The 16,422-nt window shown below is 67.9% G+C and carries 16 protein-coding genes and 3 tRNA genes; 16 read left to right on the top strand and 3 right to left on the bottom strand.

Translation table 11 applies throughout. The annotated features are described in order from the left end of the window. The first annotated feature begins 72 nt into the window (after window positions 1–72). From OG329_RS15825 to OG329_RS15800, 6 genes are all read left to right on the top strand, one after another. Window positions 73–145 (top strand) — tRNA-Thr (locus OG329_RS15825). Window positions 146–192: 47 nt separating this feature from the next. Next, window positions 193–265, top strand: a tRNA-Met gene (locus OG329_RS15820). An 89-nt stretch (window positions 266–354) separates the two neighbouring features. Further along, the gene (gene rpmG, locus OG329_RS15815) at window positions 355–519 is read left to right on the top strand and encodes a 50S ribosomal protein L33 (protein WP_003956487.1); all 165 of its coding nucleotides are present in this window, start codon (window positions 355–357) and stop codon (window positions 517–519) included. A 133-nt stretch (window positions 520–652) separates the two neighbouring features. Further along, the gene (locus OG329_RS15810) at window positions 653–1,105 is read left to right on the top strand and encodes a MaoC family dehydratase N-terminal domain-containing protein (protein ID WP_405795766.1); all 453 of its coding nucleotides are present in this window, start codon (window positions 653–655) and stop codon (window positions 1,103–1,105) included. A 5-nt stretch (window positions 1,106–1,110) separates the two neighbouring features. After that, entirely contained in the window at window positions 1,111–1,539 is a 429-nt protein-coding gene (locus OG329_RS15805; RefSeq protein ID WP_405795763.1) for a MaoC family dehydratase, read from the top strand. An 86-nt stretch (window positions 1,540–1,625) separates the two neighbouring features. Continuing rightward, complete coding sequence (locus OG329_RS15800) at window positions 1,626–2,681, top strand: UDP-N-acetylmuramate dehydrogenase (protein ID WP_405795762.1); 1,056 nt, start codon at window positions 1,626–1,628, stop codon at window positions 2,679–2,681. Window positions 2,682–2,782: 101 nt separating this feature from the next. Here OG329_RS15800 and OG329_RS15795 read toward each other — a convergent pair whose 3' ends face one another. Further along, complete coding sequence (locus tag OG329_RS15795; protein ID WP_405795761.1) at window positions 2,783–3,418, bottom strand: NAD(P)-dependent oxidoreductase; 636 nt, start codon at window positions 3,416–3,418, stop codon at window positions 2,783–2,785. A gap of 89 nt (window positions 3,419–3,507) precedes the next feature. On the opposite strand from OG329_RS15795, the gene OG329_RS15790 reads away from it, so the two are divergent. Beyond that, entirely contained in the window at window positions 3,508–4,125 is a 618-nt protein-coding gene (locus OG329_RS15790; RefSeq protein WP_405795759.1) for a TetR/AcrR family transcriptional regulator, read from the top strand. Between the two features lie 35 nt (window positions 4,126–4,160). On the opposite strand, the gene OG329_RS15785 is transcribed toward OG329_RS15790, so the two are convergent. Together OG329_RS15785 and OG329_RS15780 are read right to left on the bottom strand one after the other, a co-directional pair. Then, window positions 4,161–5,213, bottom strand: coding sequence for an adenosine deaminase (locus tag OG329_RS15785; RefSeq protein WP_405795757.1), 1,053 nt, complete (start codon window positions 5,211–5,213; stop codon window positions 4,161–4,163). A 153-nt stretch (window positions 5,214–5,366) separates the two neighbouring features. Then, entirely contained in the window at window positions 5,367–6,593 is a 1,227-nt protein-coding gene (locus OG329_RS15780) for a pyridoxal phosphate-dependent aminotransferase (RefSeq protein WP_405795755.1), read from the bottom strand. A 226-nt stretch (window positions 6,594–6,819) separates the two neighbouring features. Here OG329_RS15780 and OG329_RS15775 point away from each other — a divergent pair. From OG329_RS15775 to rpoB, 9 genes are all read left to right on the top strand, one after another. Continuing rightward, window positions 6,820–6,892 (top strand) — tRNA-Trp (locus OG329_RS15775). 108 nt (window positions 6,893–7,000) lie between these two features. Further along, a complete protein-coding gene (secE, locus tag OG329_RS15770; RefSeq protein WP_147874371.1) occupies window positions 7,001–7,291 on the top strand; it encodes a preprotein translocase subunit SecE in 291 nt (96 codons plus the stop codon). A gap of 80 nt (window positions 7,292–7,371) precedes the next feature. Then, the gene (gene nusG / locus OG329_RS15765) at window positions 7,372–8,298 is read left to right on the top strand and encodes a transcription termination/antitermination protein NusG (RefSeq protein ID WP_405795754.1); all 927 of its coding nucleotides are present in this window, start codon (window positions 7,372–7,374) and stop codon (window positions 8,296–8,298) included. 199 nt (window positions 8,299–8,497) lie between these two features. Further along, complete coding sequence (gene rplK / locus OG329_RS15760; RefSeq protein WP_405795753.1) at window positions 8,498–8,932, top strand: 50S ribosomal protein L11; 435 nt, start codon at window positions 8,498–8,500, stop codon at window positions 8,930–8,932. A 97-nt stretch (window positions 8,933–9,029) separates the two neighbouring features. Then, window positions 9,030–9,752, top strand: a complete 723-nt coding sequence (rplA, locus tag OG329_RS15755; protein ID WP_405795752.1) for a 50S ribosomal protein L1 — start codon at window positions 9,030–9,032, stop codon at window positions 9,750–9,752. Window positions 9,753–9,892: 140 nt separating this feature from the next. Further along, window positions 9,893–10,852 (top strand): hypothetical protein, encoded by a 960-nt coding sequence (locus OG329_RS15750; protein WP_405795751.1) that lies wholly within the window; start codon window positions 9,893–9,895, stop codon window positions 10,850–10,852. Window positions 10,853–11,252: 400 nt separating this feature from the next. Continuing rightward, the gene (gene rplJ, locus OG329_RS15745) at window positions 11,253–11,816 is read left to right on the top strand and encodes a 50S ribosomal protein L10 (RefSeq protein WP_385791645.1); all 564 of its coding nucleotides are present in this window, start codon (window positions 11,253–11,255) and stop codon (window positions 11,814–11,816) included. A gap of 81 nt (window positions 11,817–11,897) precedes the next feature. Continuing rightward, window positions 11,898–12,281 (top strand): 50S ribosomal protein L7/L12, encoded by a 384-nt coding sequence (gene rplL / locus OG329_RS15740; RefSeq protein ID WP_405795750.1) that lies wholly within the window; start codon window positions 11,898–11,900, stop codon window positions 12,279–12,281. Between the two features lie 604 nt (window positions 12,282–12,885). After that, window positions 12,886–16,368, top strand: a complete 3,483-nt coding sequence (gene rpoB / locus OG329_RS15735) for a DNA-directed RNA polymerase subunit beta (RefSeq protein ID WP_405795749.1) — start codon at window positions 12,886–12,888, stop codon at window positions 16,366–16,368. The last annotated feature ends 54 nt before the right edge of the window (window positions 16,369–16,422 follow it).

Here is a 16,422-nt window from a genome sequence, read left to right as displayed (position 1 = left end):
GACAGGTGGGACGAGAGGCCGGGAAACGGATTTGGGCGATCGGCGACGGACCGTGTAATGTCTTCATCGCTCGCCCCAATAGCTCAGTCGGTAGAGCGTCTCCATGGTAAGGAGAAGGTCTACGGTTCGATTCCGTATTGGGGCTCTGGTGTCCGGCGCTCCTCGCCCTCGGGCGAGGGGATCCGACATCACAGCGGTGTAGCTCAGTCGGTAGAGCAAGCGGCTCATAATCGCTGTGTCACCGGTTCAAGTCCGGTCACCGCTACACACGGTAGCCGATGGTGGGGGCGATCCTTCGATCGGCTACTCTTTTATGCGTTAACCCGTCAATCTGTCCGTCCAAGGAGCACTCACGTGGCTGCCACCGACGTCCGCCCGAAGATCACGCTGGCCTGCGTGGAGTGCAAGGAGCGGAACTACATCACCAAGAAGAACCGGCGCAACAACCCGGACCGTCTTGAGATGAAGAAGCACTGCCCTCGTTGCAACTCGCACACGGCTCACCGCGAAACGCGCTGAACCAGGCTCGTACCCGAGGCCGTCCCCTTTAACGGGGGGCGGCCTCGTGTCGTTTGCCGGGCCCGATCCATAGTTGTGCGTCAAAGTTGTGCACCAGTTCATCAGGGCAGTCTCATCAGGAGGGAACGAGTCCATGGCGCTCGACCAGTCCTTCGTCGGGCGGACCTATCCGCCCACCGAGCCGTACGAGGTGGGCCGGGAGAAGATCCGCGAGTTCGCCGAGGCGGTGGGCGACGGCAATCCGGCGTACGCCGACCCGGACGCGGCGAAGGCGCTCGGCCACCTCGATGTGATCGCCCCGCCGACCTTCGTCTTCGCGATCACCTTCAAGGCGGCGCGGGAGGTCATCGCGGATCCCCGGCTCGGTCTGGACTACAGCCGTGTCGTGCACGGCGACCAGAAGTTCGCGTACACCCGTCCCGTCCGCGCCGGCGACCGGCTGACCGTCACCTCGACCATCGAGGGCATCAAGTCCATGGCGGGGAACGACATCCTCGACGTCCGTGGCGAGGTGCGTGACGAGTCGGGCGCGCATGTCGTGACCGCGTGGACCAAGCTGGTGGCGCGCGCCGCCGAGGGGGAGTGACGTCGATGGCCACGCAGATCGCCTACGAGGACGTCGAGGTCGGCGCGGAGCTGCCGGCCCGCGTCTTCCCGGTGACCCGGGACACCCTGGTGCGGTACGCGGGCGCGTCCGGGGACTTCAACCCCATCCACTGGAACGAGAGATTCGCGCTGGAGGTCGGGCTGCCCGACGTCATCGCGCACGGCATGTTCACCATGGCCGAGGCGGTCCGCGTGGTGACCGACTGGGTGGGCGACCCGGGGGCCGTCGTCGAGTACGGCGTCCGCTTCACCAGGCCCGTCGTGGTGCCCAACGACGACACGGGCGCGGTCATCGAGGTGAGCGCCAAGATCGGCGACAAGCTCGACGGCAACCGCGTTCGGGTGGATCTGACGGCGACGAGCGAGGGCAAGAAGGTGCTGGGGATGTCCCGCGCCGTCGTCCAACTGGCCTGAGCGGCCGACCGCCCTCAGTCCCACGCGGCCCTGTCCGGTCCGGTCCGCAGACGAATCGTCCCCGGACCGGACCGTAGTCTGGTGCCGTGCAGGAACTTCACGACGCCACCCTCGCCCCCCTGACCACCTTCCGTCTCGGCGGCCCCGCCACCCGGCTGATCACCGCGACCACCGACGCCGACGTCGTCGCGGCCGTGCGCGAGGCGGACGACGCGGGCACACCGCTGCTGATCATCGGCGGCGGCAGCAATCTGGTCATCGGCGACAAGGGCTTCGACGGCACCGCCCTGCGGATCGCGACCCGTGGCTTCGACCTCGCGGGTACGGCCCTGGAACTGGCCGCCGGCGAGACATGGAGCGATGCCGTCGCCCGTACCGTCGAGGCGGGACTCGCGGGCGTCGAGTGCCTGGCCGGCATCCCCGGCTCGGCCGGGGCCACACCGATCCAGAACGTGGGCGCGTACGGCCAGGAGGTGTCCAGCACCATCACGGAGGTCGTCGCCTACGACCGGACCACCGGCGAGACGCTGACCCTCACCAACGCCGACTGCGCCTTCTCCTACCGACACAGCCGCTTCAAGGAGCACCCCGAGCGCTATGTGGTCCTGCGCGTGCGGTTCGCGCTGGAGGACGCGGGCGGGCTCTCGGCGCCGCTCAAGTACGCCGAGACGGCCCGCGCCCTCGGTGTCGAACCCGGCGACCGGGTCCCGGTGGCCACCGCTCGCCGGACCGTCCTCGAACTGCGCGCGGGCAAGGGCATGGTGCTCGACCCGGCGGACCACGACACCTGGTCGGCCGGCTCCTTCTTCACCAACCCGATCCTGGACGACGCCCAGTACGCGGCGTTCCTCGCCCGCGCGGCGCGGCGGCTGGGCGCGGACGTCACACCGCCCGCGTTCCCGGCGGGGGAGGGCCGCACGAAGACCTCGGCGGCGTGGCTGATCGACCGCGCGGGCTTCACCAAGGGGTACGGCGCCGGCCCGGCCCGCATCTCCACGAAGCACACGCTGGCCCTGACCAACCGGGGCGACGCCACCACCGAGGACCTGCTCGCGCTCGCCCGGGAGGTCGTCGCCGGGGTGCGCGAGGCATTCGGGATCACCCTGGTGAACGAGCCGGTGACGGTGGGCGTCAGCCTCTGAGGTGCCCGCCCCTCTGTAGAAGGAGAAGGCCCCGCCCGTGCCTCTTCAGGAGGGGGCCTCCGGCCCCACGACTCTGTACGAGGCGGCCCCCGGCCCCGCCGTCAGTACGCGACCCCCACCCCGTGCCTCACCACCGCCGGGTCGTCCACCATCGCGAGCATCGCGTGGGCCACGTCCGCCCGGCCGATCTTTCTTCCCGCGCGCGGGTTCCCGTCGATCACCGTGCGGTAGACGCCGGTCAGGGGCTTGTCCACGAGCTGGGGCGGCCGGGCCGCCGTCCAGTCCGCCCCGCTGCGCGCCAACTCCTGCTCCATACGGCCCAGATCGTCGTAGACGGGCCTGAGCACGACCTTCACCACGCCCAGGGCGAGCTTCCCGACCAAGGGTTCGTCGCGCGGCACGGGACCGAGCGGCGCCGCGCTCACCACGACCACGCGGCGCACCCCCTCCGCGTCCATCGCCCGCAGGATCGAACGCGTCACCGGTTCCGCGATGCCCGCGAGCTTGCGGCTGCTCGGCCCGATGCCCGACAGCACGGCGTCCCGGCCGGCCACGGCGGGCCGCAGCTTCTGGGGGTCGTCGAACGCCGCCGCCGTGAACACCTCCAGCCCGTCGCCGGTGACGGTGAAGCGCGCCGGATCGCGCACCACGGCCGTGACCTGGTGTCCCGCCGCCAGCCCCTGCCGGACGATCTCCTGGCCTATTCCGCCGGTCGCACCGAAAACGGTGAGCTTCATCGCCGTCGCCTTCCCTGGTGGGTGAGTATTCACTTACCTCTATGGTGGATAGGTACACACCCCTTCGTCAAGCCGCGAACGGACCACATATGAAGCCTGCGCGGGCCCGCATACTCGACGCCGCGGCCGAGCTGATGAGCACCATCGGCCTCGCCCGCGCCACCACGAAGGAGATCGCCCGCGCGGCCAACTGCTCGGAGGCCGCCCTCTACAAATACTTCGCCGGCAAGGAAGACCTCTTCCTGCATGTGCTCGGCGAGCGGCTGCCCAGGCTCGGCCCCCTTCTCGGCGAACTCGCGCAGCCGCCCGCCGAAGGCGGAGACGGCGGGGCAGGGCATGGACGGAGCGTCGAGGACAACCTCGTCGAGGTCGTCCGCCAGGCCGCCCTCTTCTACGAGGCCACGTTCGCGATCGCCGCCTCCCTCTACGCCGAACCGGCACTGCTGCGCCGCCACGCCGAACGCGTGCACGCACTGGGCGCCGGACCGCACATCCCGCTGCGCGCCCTCGCCGCCTATCTGCGCAACGAGCGCGACGCGGGCCGGATCCGCCCCGACGCCGACCCCGACGCGGCGGCCACGCTGCTGCTCGGCGCGTGCCAGCAACGGGCGTTCCTGCGCAGCTTCCCCGACGGCGAACCGGTCACCCCCGTCGAGGAGTTCGCCCCCACCCTCGTCCGCGCGGCGCTCCTGGGCCTCGCCCCGTAGGCTCGACGGCGCCTCTTCAGGACGTCAGCAAAAGCTCAGCCGTGCAACAGCCAGCCGTCGATCCCCGCCAGCAGCTTGTCCCGCGTCCCGGCCGGCGCCGCCGAGCCCCGTACCGACTGACGCGCCAGCTCGGCCAGCTCGATGTCCGTGAACCCGTGGTGCCTGCGCACCAGTTCGTACTGCGCCGCGAGCCGCGAGCCGAAAAGCAACGGGTCGTCGGCGCCCAGCGCCATCGGCACCCCGGCGTCGAACAGGGTCCGCAGGGGGACGTCGGCGGGCTTCTCGTACACACCCAGCGCCACGTTCGACGCCGGGCACACCTCACAGGTCACCCCGCGCTCGGCCAGCTTGCGCAGCAGCCTCGGGTCCTCGGCCGCCCGTACGCCGTGCCCGACCCGGGTCGCGCGCAGATCGTCCAGACAGTCCCGTACGGACGAGGGCCCGCTCAACTCACCGCCGTGCGGCGCCGCGAGCAGCCCGCCCTCCCTGGCGATCGCGAAGGCCCGGTCGAAGTCCCGTGCCATACCCCGGCGTTCGTCGTTCGACAGACCGAATCCGACGACGCCCCGGTCCGCGTACCGCACGGCGAGCCGCGCCAGCGTGCGGGCGTCCAGCGGATGCTTCATCCGGTTCGCCGCGACCACGACGCGCATGCCGAGCCCGGTGTCCCTGGCCGCCGCGTCCACGGCGTCCAGGATGATCTCCAGCGCCGGGATCAGCCCGCCGAGCAGCGGCGCGTACGAGGTGGGGTCGACCTGTATCTCCAGCCACCCGGAGCCGTCCCTGACGTCCTCCTCGGCGGCCTCGCGCACCAGCCGCTGGATGTCCTCGGGGGAGCGCAGACAGGACCGGGCGATGTCGTAGAGCCGCTGGAAGCGGAACCAGCCCCGCTCGTCGGTCGCGCGCAGTCGGGGCGGCTCACCGCCGGTGAGGGCGTCGGGGAGGTGGACGCCGTACTTGTCGGCCAGCTCCAGCAGTGTCGTGGGCCGCATCGAGCCGGTGAAGTGCAGGTGCAGATGGGCCTTGGGCAGCAGACGGATGTCGCGGGTGGCGCGGTCGTCATGCGGTGGGCCGGAAACGTTCTCCATCCATGGATCTTGCCGTACGCACGCGGGCTGCGGGAGTCCCTTTCCCCCTTCGGGTCGTCGCCCGAACGAAATCCCGAACGACATCCCGAACAAAAGAACGGGCCCCCGGACGGCACCGGGGACCCGTATCTCATCGACTGTGATCGACGACTCTCAGTCGCGGGCCTCCGCCAGCAGCTTCTGGAGCCGGGCCACACCCTCGACCAGGTCCTCGTCGCCCAGGGCGTACGACAGCCGCAGATAACCCGGCGTACCGAACGCCTCACCCGGTACGACCGCGACCTCGGCCTCTTCGAGGATCAGGGTGGCCAGCTCGACCGAGCTGGCGGGGCGCTTGCCGCGGATCTCCTTACCGAGGAGCGCCTTCACCGACGGATATACGTAGAAGGCGCCCTCGGGCTCCGGGCAGACCACACCGTCGATCTCGTTGAGCATCCGCACGATGGTGCCCCGGCGCCGGTCGAAGGCGGTCCGCATCTCGTCCACCGCGTCCAGGCCGCCGGTGAGCGCGGCGATCGCGGCGGCCTGCGAGACGTTGGCCACGTTCGACGTCGCGTGCGACTGGAGGTTGGTCGCGGCCTTCACCACGTCCTTGGGACCGACGATCCAGCCCACCCGCCAGCCGGTCATCGCGTACGTCTTGGCGACACCGTTGACCACGACGCACTTGTCGCGCAGCTCCGGCACGACGGTCGGCAGCGAGGTGAACTCGGCGTCCCCGTAAACGAGGTGTTCGTAGATCTCGTCCGTCATGACCCAAAGGCCGTGCTCCACGGCCCAGCGGCCGACGGCCTCGGTGTCCTCGCGGCTGTAGACGGCGCCGGTCGGGTTGGAGGGCGAGACGAACAGCACGACCTTCGTACGCTCCGTGCGCGCCGCCTCCAACTGCTCGACGGAGACCCGGTAGCCGGTGGTCTCGTCGGCCACGACGTCCACCGGGACACCGCCGGCCAGCCGGATCGACTCGGGGTACGTCGTCCAGTACGGCGCCGGGACGATGACCTCGTCGCCCGGGTCGAGGATCGCGGCGAACGCCTCGTAGATCGCCTGCTTGCCGCCGTTGGTCACCAGGACCTGGGCGGGGTCGATCTCGTACCCGGAGTCACGCAGCGTCTTCGCGACGATGGCGGCCTTGAGCTCGGGAAGCCCGCCGGCCGGGGTGTAGCGGTGGTACTTCGGGTCGTGGCAGGCCGCGCTCGCGGCCTCGACGATGTAGTCGGGCGTCGGGAAGTCGGGCTCGCCCGCACCGAAGCCGATCACCGGCCGGCCCGCGGCCTTGAGGGCCTTGGCCTTGGCGTCGACGGCGAGGGTGGCGGACTCGGAGATTGCGCCGACTCGGGCGGAGACCCGGCGCTCGGTCGGAGGGATTGCAGCGCTCATGCGGGCCATGGTCCCAGACCCCCCGAGACCCGAGCACAGGGGTTTCGCCGACTGGACAGCCCGCGGACAGTCAGTGGACAGGTTCGGACAAGAGCCGGTCCTGTGTTACCTGTTCGACGCATGGCCCCTGAGCACGTACACTCACTGGTCGTTGGCCCTCATCCGCCACCGCCGATCCGCACACGCCGTGCTCCCGGTCGGATGCGGTAGGTTGGGGAAAACGCAAAGGGTCGTAGCTCAATTGGTAGAGCACTGGTCTCCAAAACCAGCGGTTGGGGGTTCAAGTCCCTCCGGCCCTGCTACACACTCCTCCGCCAGGATGTGTGCGCATGTACGTACTTCAAAAGCACTGCCGTGCGGCTCCACCGGGCGCGGCACGGCCACGACCCGGAATCAGGTGAGAGAGCGTGACGGACGCCGTGGGCTCCATCGACAAGCCTGATGCTGACGATGACGAGACCGCAGAGTCGGGCAAGAAGACCCGCAAGGGTGGCAAGCGCGGCAAGAAGGGCCCTCTGGGCCGTCTCGCGCTCTTCTACCGTCAGATCGTCGCGGAGCTGCGCAAGGTCGTCTGGCCGACTCGCAACCAGTTGACGACCTACACCACTGTCGTGATCGTCTTCGTCGTCGTCATGATCGGTCTGGTGACCGTGATGGACTACGGCTTCCAGAGAGTAGTCAAGTACGTCTTCGGCTAAAGCCGCGGAGGCGGAGGGCGCCCACAGGCGCCCCTTTCCGCATGTTCCACCCATCGTGAAGCCAGGAAGAAGCAGCCAACGTGTCTGACCCGAACCTGAACGACGCCAACGAGGCGGTCGAGTCCCGTGCGGACGAGACCGAAATCGTCGAGGCGGCGGACGCTGTCGAGCCAGACCAGGCCGAAGCCGCTGACGCGGAGGCCGGCGAGCCGGCCGAGGAGTCGGCGCTGCACGTCGAGGAGCCGGCCGACGCGCAGGACGTGGCCGAGGCCACGACCGACGCCGAAGCCGCGACCGAGGACGAGGTCGAGGCGGAAGCCGTGGCCGAGGCTGCTGAGGACGGCGACGACGACGGCGACGACGAGCTTGCCGAGGAGCCTCCCGCCGCGGCCGACCCGGTCGCCGCGCTCCGCGAGGAGCTGCGCGGGCTGCCCGGCGAGTGGTACGTCATCCACACGTACGCGGGCTACGAGAAGCGCGTGAAGGCCAACCTGGAACAGCGCGCCGTCTCGCTCAACGTCGAGGACTTCATCTACTCGGCCGAGGTGCCCGAGGAAGAGATCGTCCAGATCAAGAACGGCGAGCGCAAGAACGTCCGCCAGAACAAGCTTCCGGGCTACGTCCTGGTGCGGATGGACCTGACGAACGAGTCCTGGGGCGTCGTACGCAACACCCCGGGCGTCACCGGCTTCGTCGGCAACGCCTACGACCCGTACCCGCTGACGCTGGACGAGATCGTCAAGATGCTCGCCCCCGAGGCCGAGGAGAAGGCCGCGCGCGAGGCGGCCGAGGCCGAGGGCAAGCCGGCTCCGTCCCGCAAGATGGAGGTCCAGGTCCTGGACTTCGAGGTCGGCGACTCGGTCACCGTCACCGACGGCCCGTTCGCGACGCTCCAGGCGACGATCAACGAGATCAACGCCGACTCGAAGAAGGTCAAGGGCCTCGTCGAGATCTTCGGCCGCGAGACTCCGGTCGAGCTGAGCTTCGACCAGATTCAGAAGAACTGACGCGCGGTTCCGCGCGCTCGTAAGCCACTTCCGACCAGGTCAGACAGTTCTCGCAGGGGGTTTTCGCCCGCTCGTGGGAGACGGTCTGACCTGCTCGGTTTTTGGCCGTGCAGCTATACCCGTTATCGTTGCGCGGTATGCCCGCATCCGGATGACCGGTTGGCGGGCTAGAAACTCTCACTAGGACCCGGAGAGAGCAATGCCTCCCAAGAAGAAGAAGGTCACGGGGCTCATCAAGCTCCAGATCCAGGCCGGCGCGGCCAACCCGGCACCGCCGGTCGGTCCCGCGCTGGGCCAGCACGGCGTCAACATCATGGAGTTCTGCAAGGCCTACAACGCCGCGACCGAGTCGCAGCGCGGCATGGTCGTGCCGGTGGAGATCACGGTCTACGAGGACCGTTCCTTCACCTTCATCACCAAGACTCCGCCGGCCGCCAAGCTGATCCTCAAGGCCGCGGGTGTGGACAAGGGCTCGGGCGAGCCGCACGTCAAGAAGGTCGCCAAGCTCACCCGCGCGCAGGTCCGTGACATCGCCACGGCCAAGATGCCCGACCTCAACGCCAACGACCTGGACGCCGCCGAGAAGATCATTTCCGGCACCGCCCGTTCGATGGGCATCACGGTCGAGGGCTGACACCGGCCCGGCGAGCCCCCTCGGGCCCGCCAAGTGGAAGGGCCATGCGCGGCCCGCACCACGAACTCCACACCTGAATGAATCACCAGGAGAAGCAGTGAAGCGCAGCAAGTCACTCCGCAGCGCGGACGCGAAGATCGACGCGGAGCGTAACTACCCGCCGCTCGAGGCCGTCCGTATCGCCAAGGACACCAACACCACCAAGTTCGACGGCACCGTCGAGGTCGCCATGCGTCTGGGCGTCGACCCGCGCAAGGCGGACCAGATGGTCCGTGGCACCGTGAACCTTCCGCACGGCACCGGCAAGACCGCCCGGGTCCTGGTCTTCGCGACCGGTGACCGTGCCGAGGCAGCGCGCGCCGCGGGCGCCGACATCGTCGGCTCCGACGAGTTGATCGAAGAGGTCCAGAAGGGCCGTCTCGACTTCGACGCCGTCGTCGCCACCCCGGACCTCATGGGCAAGGTCGGCCGGCTCGGCCGCGTCCTCGGCCCGCGTGGTCTGATGCCGAACCCGAAGACCGGCACCGTCACCCCTGATGTCGCGAAGGCCGTGACCGAGATCAAGGGCGGCAAGATCGAGTTCCGCGTCGACAAGCACTCGAACCTGCACTTCATCATCGGCAAGGTCTCCTTCGACGAGACGAAGCTGGTCGAGAACTACGCCGCGGCGCTGGAGGAGATCCTCCGTCTCAAGCCGTCCGCCGCGAAGGGCCGTTACATCAAGAAGGCGACCCTGGCGACGACGATGGGCCCCGGCATTCCGCTGGACGCCAACCGCACTCGTAACCTCCTCGTAGAGGAGGACCCGGCCTCCGTCTGATCCTGACGGCGGTCGCGTTTCGCGTGTCAAGAGCCGGTCCCGGCACCTCTGTTGAGGTGTTGGGGCCGGTTTCGCTGTGTGCGGGCTGTCAGAAGCGTGGGTTACGGTTCAACCAAGTACATCGAAAAAAGGGGTGGGGTATGACCATGTCGGCATGGGGGCGTGTTGGCGTCTCGCTGACGGCCGTGGCCGTTGTGGCGGGTGTGGCCGGCTGTCAGAGCGACGACTCGGGCACGAAGAAGACGACCGGTAGTTCCGCGGCCAAGGGTGAGCCGCAGTCCGGCTCGTCGGTGACGGATGTCCTGACGGCGGCGTACGAGAAGACGGCGGCGGCCAAGTCCGCCAAGGTCAGCATGACGATGACGATTCCCGCCGAGGCGGAGGGGGCCGTGGCGGGCAGCGAGATGGAGATGACCGGTGTCATGGGGTGGGACCCCATGGTGATGGACATGACCATGACCGGCTCGATGATGCAGGCCGAGCCCGACGCCCCGGACAAGATCCGGATGGTGTGGGTCAAGAACGCGATGTACATGGACATGGGCGCCGAGGCGGCCAAGGACATGGACGGCAAGCGCTGGATGAAGCTCGACCTCGCGGCGGCGGCGGAGGCCGCGGGTGACCCGGCGGTCACCAAGGAGCTCACCGGCGGCATGGAGAACATGAACCAGGACCCGGCCCAGCAGCTCGCGCTGCTGCTGGACTCGCCGAACGTGAAGCATGTCGGCTCCGAGAAGGTCGACGGGGTCGACGCGGAGCACTACAAGGGCACGCTCACGGTCGCCGAGATGGTCGAGTCGAACGAATCGCTCGACGTGCTCAGCGCGAAGGAGCGCAAGGACCTGCTCGCCGGTATCGAGAAGTCCGGCATCGAGGGGTACGACATCGAGGTCTGGGTCAACGAGGACAGCTACCCGGTCAAGATGGACGTCGCGATGGACACCCCGCAGGGCGAGATGAAGATCGGCGCGCGGTACAGCGACTACGGGGCCAAGGCGTCCGTCCAGGCGCCGCCGGCCGGTGACACCGTCGACCTGTTCGAGATGCTGGGCGACCTCGGCGGCGAGGCCGGCGCGGGCGCGGACAGCTCCGGAATCTGATCCAGGAGTCTGATTCCGACAATCTCATCCCGGAATCTCATCCTGGGATCTGATTCCGGGATCTGATTCCGCGATCCCACCGCAGATCCGACCCGTGAATCCGGTTCCGGGAATCCCCTTCCCGGAACCGGTTCTCGGTCCCGTACGACGGATTTGCCTGACGGTAACCCCGTCACGTACTCTGCGCAGGAAGCCAAAGACCGCTGGTCGTCGCCGTGCTCTCGTAAAGAGGGTGAGGCGACCGAAGGATCCGCTGGAAGCGGACGACCCGCGTAGGTGACCGAGGAGAGTTCCCGGGTTCGTCCCGGTCGAGCTACGCCCCGTGCGCCTGCGCCGGGGCGTTTCGTCTTGTTCAGCCCCTTCTGAGCGGTCCTCATCACCCGGAAGGAGGCCGACGCTCATGGCAAGGCCCGACAAGGCTGCCGCGGTGGCCGAGCTGACGGAACAGTTCCGCAGCTCGAGCGCCGCAGTGCTGACCGAGTACCGGGGTCTCACCGTGGCGCAGCTCAAGGAGCTGCGCCGTTCCCTCGGTGCGAACGCCCAGTACGCCGTGGTGAAGAACACGCTGACCAAGATCGCGGCCAACGAGGCCGGGATCAACACGCTGGACGACCTGTTCGCGGGTCCGACGGCGGTTGCCTTCGTCACCGGTGACCCGGTGGAGTCGGCGAAGGGTCTTCGTGACTTCGCCAAGGACAACCCGAACCTCGTCATCAAGGGCGGTGTCCTTGACGGTAAGGCGCTGTCCGCCGACGAGTTCAAGAAGCTCGCGGACCTCGAGTCCCGCGAGGTGCTGCTCGCCAAGGTGGCCGGTGGAATCAAGGCGTCGATGGCCAAGGCCGCGGCGACATTCCAGGCCCCGCTGTCGGAGTTCGTCCGCACCGCGGACGCCCTTCGCGCCAAGCGTGAGGCGGAGCAGGGCGGTGCCGGTACGCCGGCTCCCGCCGAGGCCGACGCCGAGTAGTTCGGCGCCGCGTCACAGCGGGCCCGTACGCCCGCCGTCATATACATCCGGCACCTGCCGAATTAGTGGAAGGACGCCATCATGGCGAAGCTGTCCCAGGACGACCTGCTTGCGCAGTTCGAAAACCTGACCCTCATCGAGCTGTCTGACTTCGTCAAGGCGTTCGAGGCCAAGTTCGACGTCAAGGCCGCCGCCCCGGTCGCCGCCGCTGCCGCCGGTGGCGCTGCCGCCGCCGTCGAGGCCGAAGAGGTCCAGGACGAGTTCGACGTCATCCTCACGGGTGCCGGCGAGAAGAAGATCCAGGTCATCAAGGTCGTGCGTGAGCTCACCTCGCTGGGCCTCAAGGAGGCCAAGGACCTCGTGGACGGCGCTCCCAAGCCCGTCGTCGAGAAGGTCGCCAAGGAGGCCGCCGAGAAGGCTGCCGAGTCCCTCAAGGCCGCCGGCGCCTCCGTCGAGGTCAAGTGACCTCGTAGGGCAGCAGGACCCCGCTGACACCTGTCTCAGGGAGCCGTACATGCGCCCGTGAGCCGCGGTGACGGCGGACCGCACCGTGAGGTGCACAGCGTTGACGAGAAGGGCGGTCACCCGTACGGGTGACCGCCCTTCTGCGTCGCAGCGAGGGGTTCCTTGCTCTTCGGCGGGCTGCGAGTATGGTGATCATCGCCGTGCCTTCCGTACGACCGGTGACGATCCGTACGGGGCGGGGGGCCTTGACGAACCGCACGCAGCGCGCAATTCTCAGGACGCGTCGCCATATCGATCCGATTCCGAGGCATGGATCGGCGACGAAGAGGGCAGGATCGATGTGCGCCTACGGCGTGGGTCTGTACGCAGTTGAGACAAGGTGTTGAGAACAACGAGGGTCTCGCAAAACCCGGCCTGGACATCAGTGTGCCTAGTGGCTACACTGACCCTTTGCGCTGCCTGTTAGCTGCTCCCTGCCCGTCACCAGGGGCACCCCCATGCATGACATCGTCGGCTGATCAGCCCTTTCGGGCCTGTCATCCGCCGTGTCCAGCTCGGGACCGGTACGCGCGTAGTGAGTCCGAGCCCTCGGAAGGACCCCCTCTTGGCCGCCTCGCGCAACGCCTCGACCACGAATACGAACAACGGCGCCAGCACCGCCCCGCTGCGCATCTCTTTTGCAAAGATCAAGGAGCCCCTCGAGGTTCCGAACCTCCTCGCGCTGCAGACCGAGAGCTTTGACTGGCTCCTCGGCAACGCCGTGTGGCGGGCTCGTGTCGAGGCTGCTCTGGAGAACGGGCAGGACGTCCCCAGGAAGTCAGGTCTGGAGGAGATCTTCGAGGAGATCTCTCCGATCGAGGACTTCTCCGGGTCGATGTCGCTGACTTTCCGCGACCATCGCTTCGAGCCTCCCAAGAACTCGATCGACGAGTGCAAGGAGCGCGACTTCACGTACGCGGCCCCGCTCTTCGTCACCGCCGAGTTCACCAACAACGAGACCGGCGAGATCAAGTCCCAGACGGTCTTCATGGGCGACTTCCCGCTCATGACCAACAAGGGCACCTTCGTCATCAACGGCACCGAGCGTGTCGTGGTGACCCAGTTGGTGCGCTCGCCGGGTGTGTACTTCGATTCCTCGATCGACAAGACGTCCGACAAGGACATCTTCTCTTCCAAGATCATCCCGTCCCGGGGTGCCTGGCTGGAGATGGAGATCGACAAGCGCGACATGGTCGGTGTCCGTATCGACCGCAAGCGCAAGCAGTCCGTGACCGTCCTGCTCAAGGCTCTCGGTTGGACGACCGAGCAGATCCTGGAGGAGTTCGGCGAGTACGAGTCGATGCGCGCCACCCTGGAGAAGGACCACACCCAGGGCCAGGACGACGCTCTGCTCGACATCTACCGCAAGCTGCGTCCGGGCGAGCCCCCGACGCGCGAGGCGGCCCAGACGCTGCTCGAGAACCTCTACTTCAACCCCAAGCGCTACGACCTCGCGAAGGTCGGCCGCTACAAGGTGAACAAGAAGCTCGGCGCGGAAGAGCCGCTGGACGCCGGTGTGCTCACCACCGACGACATCATCGCCACGATCAAGTACCTGGTGAAGCTGCACGCCGGTGAGACCGAGACGGTCGGCGAGAACGGCACGCAGATCATCGTCGAGACCGACGACATCGACCACTTCGGCAACCGCCGGCTGCGCAACGTGGGCGAACTCATCCAGAACCAGGTCCGTACGGGTCTGGCGAGGATGGAGCGCGTCGTACGTGAGCGCATGACGACCCAGGACGTCGAGGCGATCACGCCGCAGACGCTGATCAACATCCGGCCGGTCGTCGCCTCCATCAAGGAGTTCTTCGGCACCAGCCAGCTCTCGCAGTTCATGGACCAGAACAACCCGCTCTCGGGTCTCACCCACAAGCGCCGTCTCAACGCGCTCGGCCCGGGTGGTCTCTCGCGTGAGCGGGCCGGCTTCGAGGTCCGTGACGTGCACCCGTCCCACTACGGCCGCATGTGTCCGATCGAGACGCCGGAAGGCCCGAACATCGGCCTGATCGGCTCGCTCGCCTCGTACGGCCGGGTCAACCCGTTCGGCTTCATCGAGACGCCGTACCGCAAGGTCGTCGAGGGCCAGGTCACCGACGAGGTCGACTACCTGACCGCCGACGAGGAAGACCGCTTCGTCATCGCCCAGGCCAACGCGACGCTCTCCGAGGACATGCGGTTCACCGAGCCGCGCGTCCTGGTCCGCCGTCGTGGCGGCGAGGTCGACTACATCCCCGGCGACGACGTCGACTACATGGACGTCTCGCCGCGCCAGATGGTGTCGGTCGCGACCGCGATGATCCCGTTCCTGGAGCACGACGACGCCAACCGTGCCCTCATGGGCGCGAACATGATGCGTCAGGCCGTACCGCTGATCACGGCCGAGGCGCCGTTGGTCGGCACCGGCATGGAGTACCGCTGCGCGGTCGACGCGGGTGACGTCATCAAGGCGGAGAAGGAGGGTGTGGTCCAGGAGGTCTCCGCGGACTACATCACCGTCGCCAACGACGACGGCACGTACACCACGTACCGCATCGCCAAGTTCTCCCGCTCCAACCAGGGCACCTCCGTCAACCAGAAGGTCGTCGTCTCCGAGGGTGACCGGGTCGTCGAGAGCCAGGTGCTCGCCGACGGTCCCGCCACCGAGCAGGGCGAGATGGCGCTCGGCAAGAACCTCCTCGTGGCGTTCATGCCGTGGGAGGGCCACAACTACGAAGACGCGATCATCCTCAGCCAGCGGCTGGTGCAGGACGACGTCCTCTCCTCGATCCACATCGAGGAGCACGAGGTCGACGCCCGTGACACCAAGCTCGGCCCGGAGGAGATCACCCGGGACATCCCGAACGTCTCCGAAGAGGTCCTGGCGGACCTCGACGAGCGCGGCATCATCCGTATCGGTGCCGAGGTCACGGCCGGGGACATCCTCGTCGGCAAGGTCACGCCCAAGGGCGAGACCGAGCTGACGCCGGAAGAGCGTCTGCTGCGCGCGATCTTCGGTGAGAAGGCCCGTGAGGTCCGCGACACCTCGCTGAAGGTGCCGCACGGCGAGACCGGCAAGATCATCGGTGTCCGCGTCTTCGACCGTGAGGAGGGCGACGAGCTGCCTCCGGGCGTGAACCAGTTGGTCCGCGTCTACGTCGCCCAGAAGCGCAAGATCACCGACGGTGACAAGCTCGCCGGCCGGCACGGCAACAAGGGCGTCATCTCCAAGATCCTGCCGATCGAGGACATGCCGTTCCTCGAGGACGGCACCCCGGTCGACATCATCCTCAACCCGCTCGGCGTCCCGTCCCGGATGAACCCGGGACAGGTCCTCGAGATCCACCTAGGCTGGCTCGCCAGCCAGGGCTGGAAGGTGGAGGGCAGCGAGGACTGGATGGAGCGGCTGAAGGTCATCGGCGCCGACGAGGTCGCGCCCGGTACCAACGTCGCGACACCCGTCTTCGACGGCGCGCGCGAGGACGAGATCTCCGGCCTCTTCGAGGCCACGATCCCGAACCGCGACGGCGAGCGGATGGTCAAGGCATCCGGCAAGGCCAGCCTGTTCGACGGCCGCTCCGGTGAGCCGTTCCCCGAGCCGGTGTCCATCGGCTACATGTACATCCTCAAGCTCCACCACCTGGTCGACGACAAGCTCCACGCCCGCTCGACCGGCCCGTACTCGATGATCACCCAGCAGCCGCTGGGTGGTAAGGCCCAGTTCGGCGGCCAGCGCTTCGGTGAGATGGAGGTGTGGGCGCTGGAGGCGTACGGCGCCGCCTACGCCCTCCAGGAGCTGCTGACCATCAAGTCCGACGACGTGACCGGCCGCGTGAAGGTCTACGAGGCCATCGTCAAGGGCGAGAACATCCCCGAGCCCGGCATTCCCGAGTCCTTCAAGGTGCTCATCAAGGAAATGCAGTCGCTCTGCCTCAACGTGGAGGTGCTGTCCTCGGACGGTATGTCCATCGAGATGCGCGACACGGACGAGGACGTCTTCCGCGCGGCGGAGGAGCTTGGTATCGACCTGTCCCGGCGAGAGCCGAGCAGCGTCGAAGAGGTCTGACGGGTAGTCCGGCCGCTCCCGTCTCGGAGCGGCCGGCTCCTCCCGGACCCTCCC

The organism is Streptomyces sp. NBC_01506 (genome assembly GCF_045040295.1).
Lineage (GTDB): Bacteria > Actinomycetota > Actinomycetes > Streptomycetales > Streptomycetaceae > Streptomyces.
The sequence above is the reverse complement of the archived record's forward strand: the minus strand, read 5'-3'. Positions and strand labels throughout refer to the sequence as shown.